Source organism: Salinibacterium sp. NG253 (genome assembly GCF_015864945.1).
In the GTDB taxonomy this organism is placed as follows: domain Bacteria; phylum Actinomycetota; class Actinomycetes; order Actinomycetales; family Microbacteriaceae; genus Rhodoglobus.
On the sequence record NZ_JADYWF010000002.1, the window covers coordinates 137,256 to 153,398 of the forward strand.

At 62.0% G+C, this 16,143-nt stretch carries 19 protein-coding genes; 7 read left to right on the forward strand and 12 right to left on the reverse strand.

Annotated features, from left to right (window positions below):
- Positions 1-80: 80 nt before the first annotated feature.
- Positions 81-1,784, reverse strand: a complete 1,704-nt coding sequence (locus I6E52_RS10585) for an MDR family MFS transporter (protein ID WP_231602071.1) — start codon at positions 1,782-1,784, stop codon at positions 81-83.
- Complete coding sequence (locus tag I6E52_RS10590; RefSeq protein WP_197157252.1) at positions 1,781-2,314, reverse strand: MarR family winged helix-turn-helix transcriptional regulator; 534 nt, start codon at positions 2,312-2,314, stop codon at positions 1,781-1,783. The genes I6E52_RS10585 and I6E52_RS10590 overlap by 4 nt, the downstream gene beginning before the upstream one ends.
- A gap of 140 nt (positions 2,315-2,454) precedes the next feature.
- On the opposite strand from I6E52_RS10590, the gene I6E52_RS10595 reads away from it, so the two are divergent.
- The 4 genes from I6E52_RS10595 (at position 2,455) to I6E52_RS10610 (ending at position 5,634) form a co-directional block, all read left to right on the forward strand.
- Positions 2,455-3,126 carry a DNA alkylation repair protein gene (locus I6E52_RS10595; RefSeq protein WP_197157254.1) on the forward strand — a complete coding sequence of 224 codons (672 nt, stop codon included), beginning with the start codon at positions 2,455-2,457 and terminating at the stop codon, positions 3,124-3,126.
- A 9-nt stretch (positions 3,127-3,135) separates the two neighbouring features.
- The gene (locus I6E52_RS10600; RefSeq protein WP_197157256.1) at positions 3,136-3,642 is read left to right on the forward strand and encodes a DUF1801 domain-containing protein; all 507 of its coding nucleotides are present in this window, start codon (positions 3,136-3,138) and stop codon (positions 3,640-3,642) included.
- Between the two features lie 95 nt (positions 3,643-3,737).
- Positions 3,738-4,601 (forward strand): alpha/beta fold hydrolase, encoded by an 864-nt coding sequence (locus tag I6E52_RS10605; RefSeq protein WP_197157258.1) that lies wholly within the window; start codon positions 3,738-3,740, stop codon positions 4,599-4,601.
- Positions 4,594-5,634 (forward strand): GNAT family N-acetyltransferase, encoded by a 1,041-nt coding sequence (locus tag I6E52_RS10610; protein ID WP_197157260.1) that lies wholly within the window; start codon positions 4,594-4,596, stop codon positions 5,632-5,634. Before I6E52_RS10605 ends, I6E52_RS10610 begins: the two co-directional genes overlap by 8 nt.
- Positions 5,635-5,695: 61 nt before the next feature.
- Here I6E52_RS10610 and I6E52_RS10615 read toward each other — a convergent pair whose 3' ends face one another.
- Both I6E52_RS10615 and I6E52_RS10620 read right to left on the reverse strand, forming a co-directional pair.
- Complete coding sequence (locus I6E52_RS10615; RefSeq protein ID WP_197157262.1) at positions 5,696-6,055, reverse strand: hypothetical protein; 360 nt, start codon at positions 6,053-6,055, stop codon at positions 5,696-5,698.
- 94 nt (positions 6,056-6,149) lie between these two features.
- Positions 6,150-6,620 (reverse strand): Lrp/AsnC family transcriptional regulator, encoded by a 471-nt coding sequence (locus I6E52_RS10620; protein ID WP_197138583.1) that lies wholly within the window; start codon positions 6,618-6,620, stop codon positions 6,150-6,152.
- A gap of 155 nt (positions 6,621-6,775) precedes the next feature.
- Between I6E52_RS10620 and ald the strand changes: the two genes are divergently transcribed.
- Positions 6,776-7,864 (forward strand): alanine dehydrogenase, encoded by a 1,089-nt coding sequence (gene ald / locus I6E52_RS10625; RefSeq protein ID WP_197157264.1) that lies wholly within the window; start codon positions 6,776-6,778, stop codon positions 7,862-7,864.
- On the opposite strand, the gene I6E52_RS10630 is transcribed toward ald, so the two are convergent.
- The 5 genes from I6E52_RS10630 to I6E52_RS10650 form a co-directional block, all read right to left on the reverse strand.
- The gene (locus I6E52_RS10630; protein WP_197157266.1) at positions 7,861-8,316 is read right to left on the reverse strand and encodes a hypothetical protein; all 456 of its coding nucleotides are present in this window, start codon (positions 8,314-8,316) and stop codon (positions 7,861-7,863) included. The genes ald and I6E52_RS10630 overlap by 4 nt on opposite strands.
- A gap of 107 nt (positions 8,317-8,423) precedes the next feature.
- Complete coding sequence (locus I6E52_RS10635; protein ID WP_197157268.1) at positions 8,424-9,449, reverse strand: DUF2804 domain-containing protein; 1,026 nt, start codon at positions 9,447-9,449, stop codon at positions 8,424-8,426.
- Positions 9,450-9,485: 36 nt separating this feature from the next.
- The gene (locus I6E52_RS10640; protein ID WP_197157270.1) at positions 9,486-10,256 is read right to left on the reverse strand and encodes a gamma-glutamyl-gamma-aminobutyrate hydrolase family protein; all 771 of its coding nucleotides are present in this window, start codon (positions 10,254-10,256) and stop codon (positions 9,486-9,488) included.
- A 100-nt stretch (positions 10,257-10,356) separates the two neighbouring features.
- On the reverse strand, positions 10,357-10,773 hold the full coding sequence (locus I6E52_RS10645) for a DUF1761 domain-containing protein (RefSeq protein WP_197157273.1): 417 nt from the start codon (positions 10,771-10,773) through the stop codon (positions 10,357-10,359).
- Positions 10,770-11,174, reverse strand: a complete 405-nt coding sequence (locus tag I6E52_RS10650; protein WP_197157275.1) for a DUF6157 family protein — start codon at positions 11,172-11,174, stop codon at positions 10,770-10,772. The genes I6E52_RS10645 and I6E52_RS10650 overlap by 4 nt, the downstream gene beginning before the upstream one ends.
- A gap of 50 nt (positions 11,175-11,224) precedes the next feature.
- Here I6E52_RS10650 and I6E52_RS10655 point away from each other — a divergent pair, with 50 nt between their 5' ends.
- Positions 11,225-12,085, forward strand: a complete 861-nt coding sequence (locus tag I6E52_RS10655; protein WP_197157277.1) for a helix-turn-helix transcriptional regulator — start codon at positions 11,225-11,227, stop codon at positions 12,083-12,085.
- A gap of 74 nt (positions 12,086-12,159) precedes the next feature.
- On the opposite strand, the gene I6E52_RS10660 is transcribed toward I6E52_RS10655, so the two are convergent.
- Positions 12,160-13,200 (reverse strand): zinc-binding dehydrogenase, encoded by a 1,041-nt coding sequence (locus tag I6E52_RS10660; protein WP_197157279.1) that lies wholly within the window; start codon positions 13,198-13,200, stop codon positions 12,160-12,162.
- A gap of 71 nt (positions 13,201-13,271) precedes the next feature.
- Here I6E52_RS10660 and I6E52_RS10665 point away from each other — a divergent pair, with 71 nt between their 5' ends.
- Positions 13,272-13,838, forward strand: a complete 567-nt coding sequence (locus tag I6E52_RS10665) for a TetR/AcrR family transcriptional regulator (protein WP_197157281.1) — start codon at positions 13,272-13,274, stop codon at positions 13,836-13,838.
- On the opposite strand, the gene I6E52_RS10670 is transcribed toward I6E52_RS10665, so the two are convergent.
- Together I6E52_RS10670 and I6E52_RS10675 are read right to left on the reverse strand one after the other, a co-directional pair.
- Positions 13,832-14,209, reverse strand: a complete 378-nt coding sequence (locus I6E52_RS10670; RefSeq protein ID WP_197157283.1) for a hypothetical protein — start codon at positions 14,207-14,209, stop codon at positions 13,832-13,834. The two genes, I6E52_RS10665 and I6E52_RS10670, sit on opposite strands and share 7 nt — an antisense overlap.
- A 32-nt stretch (positions 14,210-14,241) precedes the next feature.
- A complete protein-coding gene (locus tag I6E52_RS10675; protein ID WP_197157285.1) occupies positions 14,242-15,972 on the reverse strand; it encodes a hypothetical protein in 1,731 nt (576 codons plus the stop codon).
- Positions 15,973-16,143: the final 171 nt, after the last annotated feature.

Here is a 16,143-nt window from a genome sequence, read left to right on the forward strand (position 1 = left end):
TAAACGGAACTAGCCCGACGCACACTCGCCGTGATGGCGAAGTGTTCGTCGGGCCACTCCCTTAAGAGGGCCAGCGCCAATTAGTCCGTGCTGGGGCGATCCGTTTGTTCATTCGAACCTGCGGCTGTCTCACCGGATGCATCACCGGCTGGGTCGCTGTCCGTCGCTGCGTCGGCAGCGGGGGTCTCGCCGCCGGCCTCAGTAACCGTCACTCCGGCAGGCGGAGCCATGCCGATCGTGGTGCGCAGCACCGAGCCGCGGGCCACGGCAATCGCGATCACGGCGGTAGCGCTGACGAGGGCGGCGATCATGAAGATGGAACCAAACGCGTCCGCGTAGGCATGGTGGAATGCCGTCTGAATGACCTCGGGGAGGTCGGTAATGTTGAGGCTGGTTTCTCCCGAGCTGTTCGAAAGCGCGCTGGGGTCGACGCCGATTTCGGCGAGGTCGTCCACGATGTTGGTGCTCACGTGGTTGGTGAGCACCGCACCCAAGACGGTGACGCCAACGGCGCCGCCGAGCGAGCGGAAGAACGCGATTGCAGCCGAAGCAGATCCGACATCCTTCACGTCGACAGTGTTCTGAACGGCGAGCACGACGTTCTGCACGAGAGCGCCGATACCGACGCCCATGAGCACCATGTAGATCACGACTGTCCAGTAGGCGGTGTCGTGGGTGATCGTGCCGAGGCCTGTGAGGCCAGCGAAGAGCAGGATGCTGCCCACCAGCATGACGGGCTTCCAGCGACCGATGCGGCTGACGATGAGACCACCGATGGTTGCTGAGAGCAGTTGCGAAATGATCATTGGGATCGTCATCAGGCCGGCCTGCGTGGGAGTGGCTCCCGTGCCGAGCTGGAAGTACTGAGTCAAGAAGATGCCCGAGCCGAACATTCCGACACCGATGCCGACGCTGGCGACGATCATCCAGATGGTGGTCGAGTTGCCGAGTAGGCGCAACGGAATCATCGGGGTGGGCGCGCGCAGTTCAACGACAACGGCGAAGAAGCCGACGACGAGGAAGGCGGCGAGGAAGACGCCCGACTGCCACGAGATCCAGTCGTAGTCGTTGCCCGCGAAGGTGACCCAGAGCATCGGGAGAGCTGCGGTGATGGAGACCAGAACGGCTCCGAGGTAGTCAAGCTGGGTCTTGGCGTGCGGGTTAGTGGGCAGGTGAAGCTTCATCTGCAGCACAATGAGGGCGATGATGGCCAGCGGAAGGCTCACGAAGAAGCACCAGCGCCATCCGAGCGAGTCGGTAATGATGCCGCCCAGGAGTGGTCCGGAGACCGTGGCGACGGCCATGACGGCACCCATGTAGCCGGCGTAGCGGCCGCGCTCGCGGGGCGCGATGATCGAGCCCATGATCGACTGCACGAGCGCGGTGAGGCCACCCATCGCGATGCCTTGGAGTGCGCGAGCGATCATCAGCACGCCGATAGAGCCAGCGAAGCCGGCGGCAATCGATCCGACGAGGAAGAAGACGATGGAGAGCTGGGTCAGCATCTTCTTGTTGTAAAGGTCAGACAGCTTTCCCCAGATCGGGGTCGTAATCGTCATCGCAAGCAGGCTGGAGGTGATGACCCAGGTGTACTGACGCTGGGTTCCGTCGAGCTCGGCGATGATGGTCGGCAGTGCAGTAGAGACGATCGTGGTGGAGATCATGGCAGTGAAGAGGGCGGCGAGAAGGCCGGTCATCACCTGCAGGATTTCGCGGTGGGTGTAGGTCACGGGAGCGCCCGGCTGATCGGGGGATGGCGCTGCGGGGCGTGCGGGTGCTGTCATTCGTTGTTCTCGTCTTCATCGTGAGCGGTGAGTGTGTCGGTCGGTCTAGCGGAGTCGGGCGTGGCGCTGGTTTCAGCGTCAGCCGGAGTTTCGGAGGGCTCAAGCACGTCAGCCAAACGCTCATTGAGCGCGCTGAGCAGGCTGATGGCCCGCTCGGCTTCTTGGGGAGTCCAGTCGTCGAGAGCAGTAGCAAAATTGCGGATGATGTGGCTGTTGCCTTCGGCCACCGCGGTGCGCCCCTGCTCGGTGATGGAGATGAGGATCGCGCGTGCATCGCTCGGGTCAGGGCGGCGTTCGACGAGCTCTTCTGCTTCGAGCGCCTCGACAGCGCGGGAAGCGACGGGGGCTGAGACAACGAGCTGGGTGGCGAGTTCACCGAGTCGAGCATCAGAGTCGATCAGGCACCGCAAGAATCCGTACTTCGTGCCAGCGAGACTGCGTTCGCGACTGCGTTGGCCGGCCTTGCGAAAGGTGCGGCTGATCGTGACCATGCCGGTAAGTAGCCGTGCGGCATCCGTCTCGTCAATCATGTCTCATCTCCTTAAGCACTTAGCGAGACTAATCATATTGCTTACCTTAAGCAACTAAATCTTTGATGGAGTTTTCTGGCGTGGATCTGACCGTGCTCTGTGCTCGCGCACGGCAGGCGCAGGGGGAGTAGCGTCGGGGCATGAAAACCATTGCAGCCGCTGAGGTCATGGCTGAATTGGCGGCGCTCGAGGATCCCCAAGCTCGCGCCATTAACGAGCGCCACGGCGACGACCATGGAGTCAATCTCGGCAAGCTTCGGGCGATCGCCAAGCGGCTCACAACGCAGCATCCGCTCGCCGTTGAATTATGGGAAACGGATGACACCCCCGCGCAACTGGTGGCGCTGCTGATCTGCAAGCCCAAAGAATTCACCCGCGACGAACTGGATGCCATGGTGCGCCAGGCGAGGGCATCGAAGGTGCGCGACTGGTTGATCAACTATGTCGTCAAGAAGAGCCCCCACTTCGAAGAGTTGCGGGTGGCGTGGACGGATGACCCGGATGCCGGAGTGCGCAGCGCTGGCTGGGCGCTCACCGCCGAGCGAGTGCGCAAGAAGGCTGACGGACTCGATCTCCCCAGCCTGCTCGACGTTGTTGATGCCGAGATGAAGGATGCGCCGGATCGACTGCAGTGGGAGATGAACAACACCCTTGCCTACATCGGAATCGAGCATGCCGACCTGCGCGAGCGAGCGCTCGAGATTGGCGAACGGCTCGAGGTGCTGAAGGGCTACCCCACCCCGCGGGGGTGCACTTCTCCCTATGCGCCGTTGTGGATTGCGGAGATGGTGCGCCGCCAAGAGAAGCGGTAGCGTCGAAGCATGAGTGAGTCGGCGAAGACGAACACGAGTACGGATGCGAGTGCCGGTGCTGGGGTGGCGCGCAGCAGCATGGCCTCCAGCAACACGGCCTCCAGCAGCACGGCCATGCCGGCGGAGGTGGCGGCAACCTTCGAAGACTATCCGGAACCGATACGCGCCGAACTGCTCACGCTTCGTGAGCTGATCTTGGCCACGGCATCCGAGGCTGACGGTGTTGGCTCGATCACCGAAACCCTGAAGTGGGGCGAGCCGGCGTACCTCACGAAGGAGACGCGCAGCGGCAGCACGATTCGCATCGCTCCGACGAACGCGAAGTCGGCACACGACTACGCGATGTTCTTCATTTGCAGCACGAACTTAGTCAGCGACTTTCGGGCCCAGTTCGGCGATACCTTCACGTATGAGGGCGACCGTGCGGTGCAGTTCAACGTCGGCGACAAGATCCCGGTCGAGGAGTTGCGCGAGTGCGTGCGGCAGGCGCTGACCTATCACTTACGACGCGATTAGCGGCTGACTCGAACGAGTGCGGCAGGCGACTCGCGCACGGCTCCCGCGGGCGTTTGGCTATTGACACTAGCCAATTAGCTAACTACATTAGCCACATGACGAATCGCGACTCAATCCACCCGGCTACGCAGCACCTTGCCGTTTCGGGTGGCACAATTGCCTTCGACGAGCGCGGCAGAGGCCCGCTCCTTCTGCTTGTGCCAGGCATGGGCGATTTGCGATCGACGTACCGCTTTCTCGCTCCAGCGCTCGCATCAGCGGGCTATCGAGTGGTCACCACCGACCTCCGTGGCCACGGCGACAGCAGTGTGGGCTTCGACTCCTACGGTGATGAAGCAACCGCATCCGACATCGCTGCGCTGTTGAGGCAGCTGGATGCCCCGGCCGTCGTCATTGGCAACTCCATGGGTGCTGGCGCTGCGGCTATTGCCGCGGCAGAAACGCCCGAACTCGTCGCCGGTCTCGTGCTGGTTGGCCCCTTCGTGCGGGAGCCAGCATCCGCGAACCCGCTCATGAAGCTCGCGATGCGCATCCTTATGGCGCGTCCCTGGGCTGCCGCGGTGTGGAAGAGCTACCTGCCGAAGCTTTATGCGGGGGCAAAGCCTGACGACTTCGCCGAGTATCTGGATGCGGTAATTGCCGCGATCAAGCGCCCCGGTTATGCGCGTGCTTTCAGTCTCACGACGCGCACCGATCACGTAAAAGCGGAGGAGAGTCTGGCTGCCATCACGACCCCTACGCTGGTGGTTATGGGCGACAACGATCCCGACTTTCCCGATCCGCAAGCGGAGGCGGACTGGATCAGCTCCGCGCTCAGCGGCACTACCGTGATGATCGACGACGCCGGCCACTACCCGCAGTCGCAACAGCCTGAGCAGACGGCCGCTGCCATTCTCGACTTCCTCCGCGCTTCGGGACACCGCGGTTCGGGACGCGACGCCGAAGGCCACCGTGCCTAGGGCGGGGCTCAGCATCGCCGCCGTCATCGAGCGGGCCGCTCAGCTCCTCGACGAGCACGGCTCCGAGAGCCTGAATCTGGCAGCCGTGGCGACCAGCTTTGGCGTGAAGATTCCGTCCCTCTACAAGCACGTCGATGGCGTGCAAGGGCTGCGGCGCGGCATCATGCTCGCCGCCAAGGCAGAGCTCACCGCGGCAATGGAGCAGGCCGCGGTGGGGCGCTCGCGCGACGATGCCATCCGCGGAATCGCGGTGGCGTACCGCGAGTGGGCGCTGCGGCATCCGGGGCAGTATCCGCTGACGGTGCGTGCACCAGCGCCCGATGACCCGGATGATGAAGCGGTGTCAGCCGCGAGCGTTGCGGTGATCTTCGCGGTGCTTGCGGGCTACAGCCTGCGGGACGATGACGCAGTGGATGCCACTCGTTTTCTCCGCTCAACACTCCACGGTTTTGTCTCGCTCGAAACGGGCGGAGCCTTCGAACTTCCCGTCGACCGCGAACGCAGCTTCGGCAAGCTTGTCGAGAGCGTGGTGACGGCGCTCGCCGCGTGGGGCAGTGGTCCTGAATCGGTCACGACGGCCGCGCCGTGGTTGCCTGCGGGCTGGCAGCATCCGACCCGCGTCTCCCTGCCGACTGGCCACCACCTCCGCCCGATCCGTGCCTCCGATACCGAGCTCGATATGGCTGCCGTGATGGGGTCGCGGGAACGGCTGTGGTCGATCTATGGCGAGGCCTGGGGCTGGCCGCCAGTTACGATGACCGCCGAGCAGGATCGCGCCGATCTCCAGCGCCATGCCGACGAGATGCAGACCCACGAGTCGTTCAACTTCGCGCTCTTCGATGCGGACGAGACGGAACTCATCGGCTGTGTCTATATTGACCCTGCCGAAACGCCCGCAGCGGATGCCGACGTTTCCTGGTGGGTGCGGGACGAGTACGTCGGCACCGAGCTCGAAGCCGCACTCGATACGTTCGTGCCGGCATGGATCGAACGCGATTGGCCGCTCACGAACCCACGCTTCGACCAGTTTTAGGGGGAAAGCCGCAGATGCAGATTGTGGTGCGCCCACAGTGCTTCGCGCGCGCCGTTCCGCGCTAAAAAATTGCCGCGACGACGGCAAACACCACAGTTGACACAAGTACATCGGTGAGCATGACTGCTGCGATACCGATGCCAATCCCGGCAGCCAGCTGTGGTTTGCTGCGCTGCACTGCGCCAGCGATTCCGAAACCGAGGCCGGCAAGGCTGATGAGTACGATAACGGCGTTGCTGACCAGTCCCCATGAGTTCATTAGTTCGTAGCCGACTGTGAAGGTGAGATTCGTTTGCACCACGAAGAACACAGTGCCGAGGACGGTGGCGGCAATGCCGATGATCAGCGAGACGCGACCGGCAGTGTTGTTCGCGGACCGAACCGCACCTGTGTGATTGTTCGTGTCAGGAATCGTGGTCACGGTGCTGCTCCAAAGGGGTGTGGAGGGATATGTTTTCCGCCTTCGCTCAGACTGCCAGCACGAGGCATCAATTTCAAGAAGTCGCCGGTTAGGGTTACGAGAAATCCGTAGCAACCGCATTGCGGTGGTACTCGAAGATCATGCTCGTGTTGGTCGAGGCAACGCTGTGGCGGGCCGACAAGTGATCAACGACAAAGAGCCGAACCTTTGACGAGTTTTCGACCGCGATGTGCACGAGAAAGTCATCGCCGCCACCCACGAAGAACAGCTGAATCACTTCGGGCAGTCGACGGATTTCTTCGGTGAAGGCTTGGATGCTCTCTTGACGCGCGCCCGGGCGCAGGGAGACTCCGATGATGGCTTGAAGGCCGCGGCCGAGCTTCTCGTGGTTGAGCGCAGCGTGAAATCCCGTGATGAGGCCGCGGTCGAAGAGCGACTTGATGCGAGTGTGGGCAGTGGATGCTGCGATACCCACGGTGCTGGCGACAGCCGCGTTGCTGATCCGGGCATCCCGCGAGAGAAGCGCGAGGATCTTCGTGTCGATCGGATCAAGCTCGTCGGCCATGCGAAGATCCTTCGGTTGAAATGTCGCTGAGGTGCCATTTTCGCACGAATTCACATGACTTTCGAAAAAACGCCGATCAAAATTCTGACTTTTCCACTAAAGGCAGAATTTCTGACAGGGTTGAGCAACTCCACCCCGCTGCGAAAGGTAAGTCGATGCGCATTTCCGTGCCTGCTGAAATCAAGAACAACGAGAATCGTGTCGCCATCACGCCGGCGGGCGTTGATACCTTGGCGGCTGGCGGGCACACCGTCATCATTCAAGCCGGCGCTGGCCTCGGTAGTGGCTTCACCGACGAGCTGTACGCGGCAGCGGGCGCACAGATTGTTGCTGACGCAGCCGAGGTATGGGCATCCGCCGACCTCGTCGTGAAGGTCAAAGAGCCGATCGCTTCGGAGTACGGCTACTTTCGTAAAGACCTCGTTCTCTTCACCTACCTGCACCTCGCGGCGGACCGCGCGCTGACCGAAGCCCTCGTTGCTTCGGGCACCACTGCGATTGCCTACGAGACTGTGCAGGGCGACGACCGTTCGCTTCCGCTTCTTGCCCCGATGAGTGAGGTCGCTGGTCGACTCTCGATCGTCGCTGGTGCGCACGCTCTGCTCAAGGCTGAGGGCGGCAGTGGTCAGCTTCTCGGTGGAGTCGCCGGAACCCCCAAGGCCAAGGTTGTTGTTATCGGTGGTGGTGTTGCTGGTGAGCACGCTGCGGCTAACGCTCTCGGACTGGGCGCGGCCGTCACGATCATCGACATTTCGCTTCCGCGCCTTCGGGTTCTCGAAGAGCGCTTCAACGGCCAGATTCAGACCCGTGTTTCGACGCGCTACGAAATCGCCGAACAGCTTCTCGAGGCCGACCTCGTTATCGGTTCGGTGCTGATCCCCGGCGCCGCAGCTCCCAAGCTCGTCACCGACGAAATGGTTGCCTCCATGAAGCCCGGTTCTGTGCTCGTTGACATTGCGATCGACCAGGGCGGATGCTTCGAAGGCTCCCACGCCACGACCTACGACGACCCCACTTTCACCGTCCACAACTCGCTGTACTACTGCGTTGCCAACATGCCCGGCGCTGTTCCTCGTACCTCGACCCGCGCGCTCAGCAACGCCACGCTGCCGTTCGTTGTCGCCATCGCGAACCACGGCTGGGATGCTGCCGCTGCCGCATCGCCCGCGCTTGCTCGCGGACTCAACGTCGCCAATGGCGAAATCGTCAACGAAGGCGTTCGCGCCGCAATGGCGGTTCGCTAGTCCCTGATCGCTAGCTGCGGACTCACGCGCGACCATCCGGCTTCGAGAGGTTTGTCGAAGCCGGGTGGGAGTAAGTGAGCTCCGCCACTGCGGCCGCCGCCCCTGTACGAGACCATCGCGCCGTTCTCTGCGAAGATTGCGGCGGGACCGCAGCCGGCAGACAAGAGCCAGTCGTCGCCATCTCCGCCTCCCGTGGGAGGGACTGCTACGACGATGCACACGTTGTCTTCACTGTCGTGGCCGGAGTAGATGAGGTTCTCGCCGACTTCGTCGATGCCTTCGCTGACAAGCGTGAGGTCGGAGTACTCTTCCGCGGCGACACCAACGACCCATTCCGGCAGTTGGGCCGGTGCGGCGTTGGTCGGAGCAAACTCAGGGTTAGCGGAGGCGGTGCAGCCCGCCAGAATTAGTGCGGTGCTGGCAGCAAGAAGGGCGAGTGCTAGTTTCCGCATGCTCCTACCGTCGCACTGCGAGCATCCATTCGCAAGGATGCTTCAGCTTTGGAGCGCGCACGGCGAACGCGCCCTTAGCTTTCCGTCATAGACACCGTGCCGAGTGCCTACCAGCGATTGTGGACTGCTTCAGCCCAGCCGAGAAGGCCGTCGACGGAAACCCGTTCCCCACCTTCTACCGCGACCCAGCCGGAGTAGTGTCCGAAACATTGGTGGGTGTTGGATGCCACCACCAGCATGTTCATCGTCGAGACCCGGTCGTAGAACGGGGTGAAGGTGAGGTCGGCAAGCTCACCGCGGATGTGCCAGGGCGCGAGCCAGTCGTTTTCGTCGTAATCCCAGGTGAGCTCTTCGCTGATTTTGTGCAGGCGCCCGTCGACAAGGATTGAGTTCTCCGTTGAGCCGGTACCGTTTGTCCATTGGCCGCCAATCTGTAGCCCCACCGTGCGACCGTCACAGACTCCGGATGCGGCACCCCAGTTCCAGCTCATGGAGTACGGCCAGCGACCGCGGCCATGATCCAGCACCGCCCAGGACTCGCCAGCGGGCACGGTGAACTGTTGGCCGTCGATGGTGACTGTTCCTTGGGCGGGGCGTGCCACATCCTTCACCGTGTATTGAAATAGTCGGGAATTCCACGGCACGACAACGCCGAGAGCTTCGTGCCCGGCTGGCCGTTCCGCGATTACGTCGAAGCTGACGGGGGCGCTACCGGCGGTGCTGCTGGCGCGCAGTCGTGTACCTGTGGGGACCTCGTCGATTTCGATGGTGATCTCTGCGGTGTGAGCTCGCGAGGGTCCTGCCGAGATGCTGCCGGGGAGGGTGACGCTGCTGCCGAGGATCCCTACGGCACTAGACCCGAAGGATTCGTGGGTTGCCCGATCGAGCACCCACACTTCGTGAACCGCCGCGTAATCGAGCGAGGAGACTGTTAACGCGAGGATGTGGGCCGGCGTCGTGATGCCCCAGTACTCCCAACGCTTGTTTCGGCCCCACCCATAGCTTCCGTGGCCGATGCGGTCAGTGTTGTGAAGGGGGAGGCGTGTCCAGCCCACCGCTTTTGGATTGAGTTTGCCGTTGGGTAGGCATAGCGATACTTCGGAGGTGATCTCGTGTTCGTTAACTCTCATCATTGAGCCTTTCGGTGCTGCGCCTACCTGTATTGCGAACTAGACAGCGGCGCTCGCTCGCACTGTGTGGAACTCGCGCGCCTGCGCGGTGAGCCAGCCGAAGAGCAGCTCGCGGTCGCGTTCGCTTGCCTTGTCGTCTTCGGGATGCCACTGCACGGCAATCAGTGGAGAGGTCGGGTCGGTGCTTTCCACCGCTTCGACCACGCCGTCCGCCGCGCGACCCGTGGCGGTGAGTCCGGCGCCCACAACATCGACCGCTTGGTGATGACCGGAACGAATCGTCATCGTGCCGTCGCCATACAGCTCGGAGAGTTGCGAGGCGGGCTCGAGTGTCACGTCGTGGTCGACCATCGCGTCGACTCCGCCGCCGCTGTGAACGACAGCGCTCGGCTCGAGGTGCTGAATCAGCGTGCCCCCGCGCGCGACGTTCACGATGTGCATCCCGCGGCAGATGGCAAGCAGCGGCAGGCGACGCTCGGTGGCCTGGTTCACGAGCTCGATATCGACCCGGTCGGTGGTGCGGTCGATGTTGTAGAGCTTCGGATGCCGCTCGGTCGCCCCGTACTCGTCGGGGTCAACATCGCCACCGCCGAGCAGCACGACGCCGTCTGCCTGGCTGAGCGCAGCATCCACGTCTGCGTCGGTGAAACCATCGACGCTAATCACGCGAGCACCGGTCGCTTCGATGGCCGATTTCATGGATGCTTCGAGCCCATGAATCAGCGCCGTGAGCTCGGGCTTCTCGTGAGCACCACCGGCCGAAGCCTTCGACAAAACGATGGTGGGAACGTACTCAGGGGTGGTGGTCATGCGCGGAATCCTCTTGCCAGCATCCGGTCGCTCAGACCGCTTGCGTTCAGCCTAAGTTATTCCTAGCCAGCTGCGAGCCACGCTCGTTCAACCTAGCGAGTCAGCTCAACGCACCGAGAATTGTGCCGGTGATGATGCAGGCGACCAAGTGGTATCCACCGGTGATCGTGGCAAAGGTGAACGGTCGCGGGGTGTGCGGGGTGAGGGCATTGGTGAACGATGCGGCAGCAATCGCAAGCCCGATTCCCGCACCGACAACGGCACCCGCCCCGAACGCGCCTGTCGCGGAGCTGTTTTGTATCAACAGCGACATAACGATGGTGGTGACGACAGCAGTGATGAAGGGCGTGACGTAGTACGAAGTGGGAAATCGACCGTTATCTTGTGATCGGTCATGACCGATCGATCTATCCCAAGCGCGACCGAACAGCGGTGTGAACCACAGCGCGCCAAGCGCGAAGTACGCGAACGCGGCGGGCAGCGCCCACCAGGTTGCTGCGGCAATGACAAGGTTCATGCGCGTGACGATCGCATCGCGGCCTTATGCACGAGGTCGTCGCGGCGACTGAGCGCGTCGTACTCGGGGGTGCCGAGCCCAATCAGTGCCACACGCTCGTTCTGGTTCTGGTGCACGCCCCAGCCGTAACGTTTACCGAGCGGGGATGCCCGAAGGCAGGCCTGGTCTTTCGCAAAGAATCGTTCGCGTTCGCTATCGCGGTCGGCATCCGCGATCCCGGCGCGGGTGGCATGCACCTCGAAGAGCACATCGTCAGAGGTTAGTTCGTAGGGTCGCGCCGAGATCAGCGCGAACTGCAACGCGGCGACCGTCGGCTTCGCGGTGGTGGGCGGAATTTCAGCGGCAGCGGCCGGGCAATCGGGTGCGACAGCGATGAAAGTGTTGCGGTAGTTCGTGGACATGGCTCAAGCATGCTGGCCCAAACGCCGCCCGTCTTGCAGAATTGCGTCAGATGACAAATTCGCGCGGAAGGAAGATTGGGGCCGACGAGCGCTCCGGCGTTCTGCGACCCCAGAATCTGACGCGGTTCTCGGCTCAGTGGCTCGAACCGGCCACCGATCTGCGCGACGTGGTCGACACCTATTGGGCGGTGCAGTGGAAGTTGGATCCGGGTGAGACCGTGACCCAACGAATCATCGATCACCCGGCACTCACAATGAGCATCGAAGAGGGCGATGTGCCTGCACCATTCATGATGACCGCAATTCGCACTAAGGCGTGGTCCCGGGAGATCAGCGGTGCAGGTTCTGTCTTCGCGATCAGGTTGCGCCCCGCCGGTATCGCCGTAATCACTGACTTCCAGCCTTCGCTTCTCGCCCCCGAAACGGAGATCACTCTAGAGGTCGATACTCGCGCCCATCGGGTCCTTCGAGAGATCGGTGCCCGCAGCAGTGTGGACGATCGTGTGCTCCAAGCCGACAATCTCATCCGGGAGTTTCTTGCAGAACGCCCGCTCACACGCAGCCAGCGCTTGGCTAACTCCGCCGTCGATGCCCTCGTCGCGAGCCCGCGCGTGAGGACGGGCCGCGAGGTCGCTGCGGAGTTGGCAGTGAGCGAGCGAACCCTGCAACGCGCGCTACGCGAGACTGTCGGCCACGGTCCTAACGAGATCGCCCGTCGAATCCGCCTTCAGGAAGTTGTTCGCAGACTCTCGCAGCCGGACACCACGATCGCCGGCGTTGCCTTCGACCTCAACTATGTCGATCAAGCGCACCTCACCAACGAGTTCCGTTCCGTTTCTGGAGTCACGCCCGGGCAATATCTTGCGGAGCTCAGCAGGGCCCGCACCGAGCTGGTCCGTCCGCTTGGCTGACCTGCGGGTGCTGAAGGTCCTATTGCCGTCGAGCACCGTGACGGCAATAAGACCGTCGGCTACGCTGCGTGAAGCTACGGGCGCAACACAATCTTGCCGACGTGCGCCCGGCGAGCGAGTACCTCTTGCGCCTGAGCCGCCTGCTCAAGTGGGAACGTCGCGGCGACGACAGGCACGATTTCTGAGCGCCGCGCCATTCCCATGAGCAACTCGAAGTGCTCGGGCGTGTGCATCGTGGAGCCGATGAGTTGCCGGTTGTGTAGGTAGAGGTCGCGCACGTCGAAGTCGATTGTGTGGCCTCCGAGAGCTCCAGCAACGACCCAGCGGCCGGCTTTGCGCAACAGGGGTAGTCCGTCGTGCACGAGATCTCCGGCGACAACATCGAGGGCAACATCGATGCCATTGGGGGCGGCTGCGCGGACCTGCTCGATGATGTCGGTCGCGCGGTCGACAACAACGTGAGCACCGGCATCCAGAACCGCCTGAATCTTGGAGCCACTGCTAATGGCGATCACGCGGGCGCCACGAGCGCGCGCAAGCTGCACGAGAGCGATGCCGACGCCGCCGGATGCCCCAGAAACGAGCACGGTTTCGCCCGCTTGGAGGCGGCCGCGTTCGATCATGCCGAGGGCAGTACCGTAGGAAATGGGGAGGGCGGCAAGCTGATCGTCGCTGAGCTTCGACTCCCTCACATCGTGGATGCGGTTCAGCGGTGTCGTCACATATTCGGCGTAACCGCCGTCACGTTCGCTGCCCATGAGCCCCGTGATGTTGGCATCCGGCTCGTCGGCATCGTAGACAGCGGGGTCGATCACGACCCGCGAGCCGAGCACGCTCTCGTTGACGCCTTCGCCGACTGCGGCGACATAGCCAGCAACGTCAGCGCCCTGGATGAGCGGAAAGTCGAGCGGCCCACGCCATCCGGCGCGAGGGCCGGGCTTGCCGTATTCGCCTTCGCGAGTCCACAGATCCGTGTTGTTCAGGGCGGCGGCGCTCACCTTCACGAGAACTTCTCCGGCTCCGGGCGTTGGTGTCGCTACCTCGGTCAGCTTCAGAACCTCGGGCCCTCCGTGCTGGGTGAGCTGTACGGCACGCATGGTGGTGGGAACGTCCATGGAAGTCTCCTCGTGGGTATACTGATCGGTGAACTAGACCCACAGTACGCCGATCGGTGAAGGAGTGTCGAGTGTCGGAGACGAAACCGATGTCAGCCGCAGGCCAGCGCATTCTGGTGGCCGCCGGCGACCTCTTCTATGGCCGCGGCATCACCGCGGTCGGTGTCGATCTCATCGCTGAGCACTCGGGCGTGACCAAGCGCACCCTCTACAACCAGTTCGGCTCCAAAGATCAGCTCGTGGTCGCCTACATTGAGGAGCGCGAACAGCGCTGGCGGCTGCTGGTTCGCGAAACCATCGCCGCCGCGTCACCGATGGATGCCGTGCTCGCCCCGCTCGAAGCCCTCCGCACCTGGAACCAGAGCAACCCCCGCGGATGCGCCTTCATCAACGCCCTCGCCGAACTGCCCGACCCCGCGCATCCCGCGCACCTCATCGCCACGCAGCAAAAGCAGTGGCTGCTGACCCTGTTTACCGACCTAGCGACGGCCGCCGGATGCTCGGCTCCCGACACGCTTGCCACCCAACTTCTGGTGCTGCACGAGGGCGCCCTCGTCACGCAGCAACTCCCGCTCGACACCCTCTCGGCGAGCATCGAGTTGGCGCACGAGCTCGTGCGCGCGAGCATTCTTCACTGACTTTCTGGATGCAATTCGCGGACGTTTATTGCCGCAAGTTCTCGGCGAACACGGATCAAGCGGACCCAGGCTATCGCTAGGCCTATGCCTTTGCCGAGGAGCGCTGCTCCGAACGCATAAGCGACAATCCACCACCAGGCGAAGGCACCGCTCAGGCCGGTCGCAATAGCGCCGATAGTCGAAACCATGAGCGCCGCAAAGACGGCCGTCGCACCCTCTTGGCAGCCGCACGCGAAAAAGCTCGAATTGAGCCGTTTTTCGATTTCTTGGTCGGCGAACGGGCCACCGAGTTCCAACTTGGTGGTGCCGGCTGGGAGCGATCGTCGGCGCAACATTGCCAAGCTGGTGTCGTCATCAATGGTGAAGATCACGGGTTTCCCTTTCTTGACGGTCGGGGTAGCGGCTACGGAAGGATGTCATCTCGAGCACTCTCAATTTCTGTAATCCATGTCCACACCGGTTCTGTGTCTTCGGTCGTAAAGATGGGCTCGCCATGGGTTGCGAAGTAGTTGACGAGGGTGTCAACCCACTCGATTCCTTCCTCGGGCACCCACATGATCTGGCCGGGATCGGTGTGACCCGAGTGGTTTAGTCCCAAGTAGTGCCCAATCTCATGAGCGGCCACATACTGGAAGACGACTCGTGGAAAGCGATCCCTGAAGGTGACTCCCGAAGGACCCGTCTGGTTGATTTCTGGTCTGAACCACGACGCGAGCCCGTGCAAACCTGAATTGACGTAGCCGAAAATTCCAACGACGGGCACCTCTGCAAGGTTGTCGTCACCGGTTCGTCCTAGCTGTCGGAGCATTGCGTGTTGAGCTCCTGGCCGGCCCTCATCGCTATCCAGCGGAACAAACTGCCGATCATCGATCACTAGTTCGTCGATCGAGTCCCAAGAGAAATGCACTCCTACAGCACGAAGCTTTCGCACTGCCAACTCGAGCCGCCGTGTGAAGGTCCGCGTCAGGATTGGATAGACCGTGAAAGACGGCGCAGCATCCGGTCCGAGTCGAACGAAGTAATCGATATCAGTTTTTGTGACGGTGGTGCGGGTTCCGGTGTAGACGACCTCACCCTCGAATTGGGTGCCAGCCCACTTCCCTTGGCAATCGCTGTAGCGCCCGGCTAACGCGTACAAATTAACGATTCCATCGTTGTGAAGTTCTCGCAGGAAATCGGAGGAACGAATCGCTTGGCGATAAGGCTTCAGGGTCATCGGAACGCCGAGCGCGCCCCCTGAACCTATACGTGCACGCGAGCGAGCCAGGCGTTCTGGGTCATCGCCGAAAGCATCCTCGAGCTTCTGGTCGATCAACGATTCGAGGTCTCTGAGTACGGCGGTTTCCCGAGGACCGACATACAAAGCCATGCCGATTCCGCGGAATGCGCTGCTGATGACGCGGAGGACATTGAAGACGCCGAGCCCCTTTTGGATTCGGCAGAGGTCGAGACTTAAAACTCCGATAACTAAGTCGATTACGCCCTGCGCAGTGTCTTGGGTCCATTCGATGATTTCGACGGCTGAGTCGATGATCCCTTTCACGAACCCAAAGATGGCTCCGAAGAAGGTGCACGCTGCTTTCCCAAAAATGCAGAATGAGCGACCTATACCGCCCACCAGCTTGCCGAGATCAGTCACTATGTCGCCGACATCGCCGACGAGGTCCACTACGAGATCGAGGACGTCCTCTACTGCGTCGACTACGTCATTGACGATGTCCCAGATTGCGCTCAGCGCGCGAACCGGGTCGGTGAACAAGCACACAAGGAAGGTGATGACTCTCGTGATTAGTTTGAGCACCAAGTTGATGATCGCAGCAAGGAGAACCGTCAAGACTTTGCACACGAGATACGTGACCCATTTGATGATCGTCGTGATCACCCAACTGACGATCCGCACGACGATCGTGACTAGCCAACAGAACCACTTATTGCAGCACGCGCACCACCACTTGCACCGTTGCGACCTGCAGCGTTGTTCTTGCGAGCTGATCCAGTCCTCGACTGGTTCTTCGATCTTCTCTTCGATCTTTCGTTTCGCTTCATCGCACGCGTCGGCTGCCCGCGTTCCGAAGCCTGCAACAGGACCGAGGATGTTCTCGGTGATCCACTGTGGAACCGTGCGACAAGCCATGATTGCTCCCTCCCCAAAGGAATTCGGAGGGCAACGACCACGCCAACGTCGGGTCCACCCCACCGCGTATGCGGCGGCCGACGCAGAGGCGCGCGGCCGCAGGGCAGCAGCGTAGCGCAGCTCTGCCGGTAACCGATAGGCAAAAGTGAATTAATTTCTCTTATTCGATGT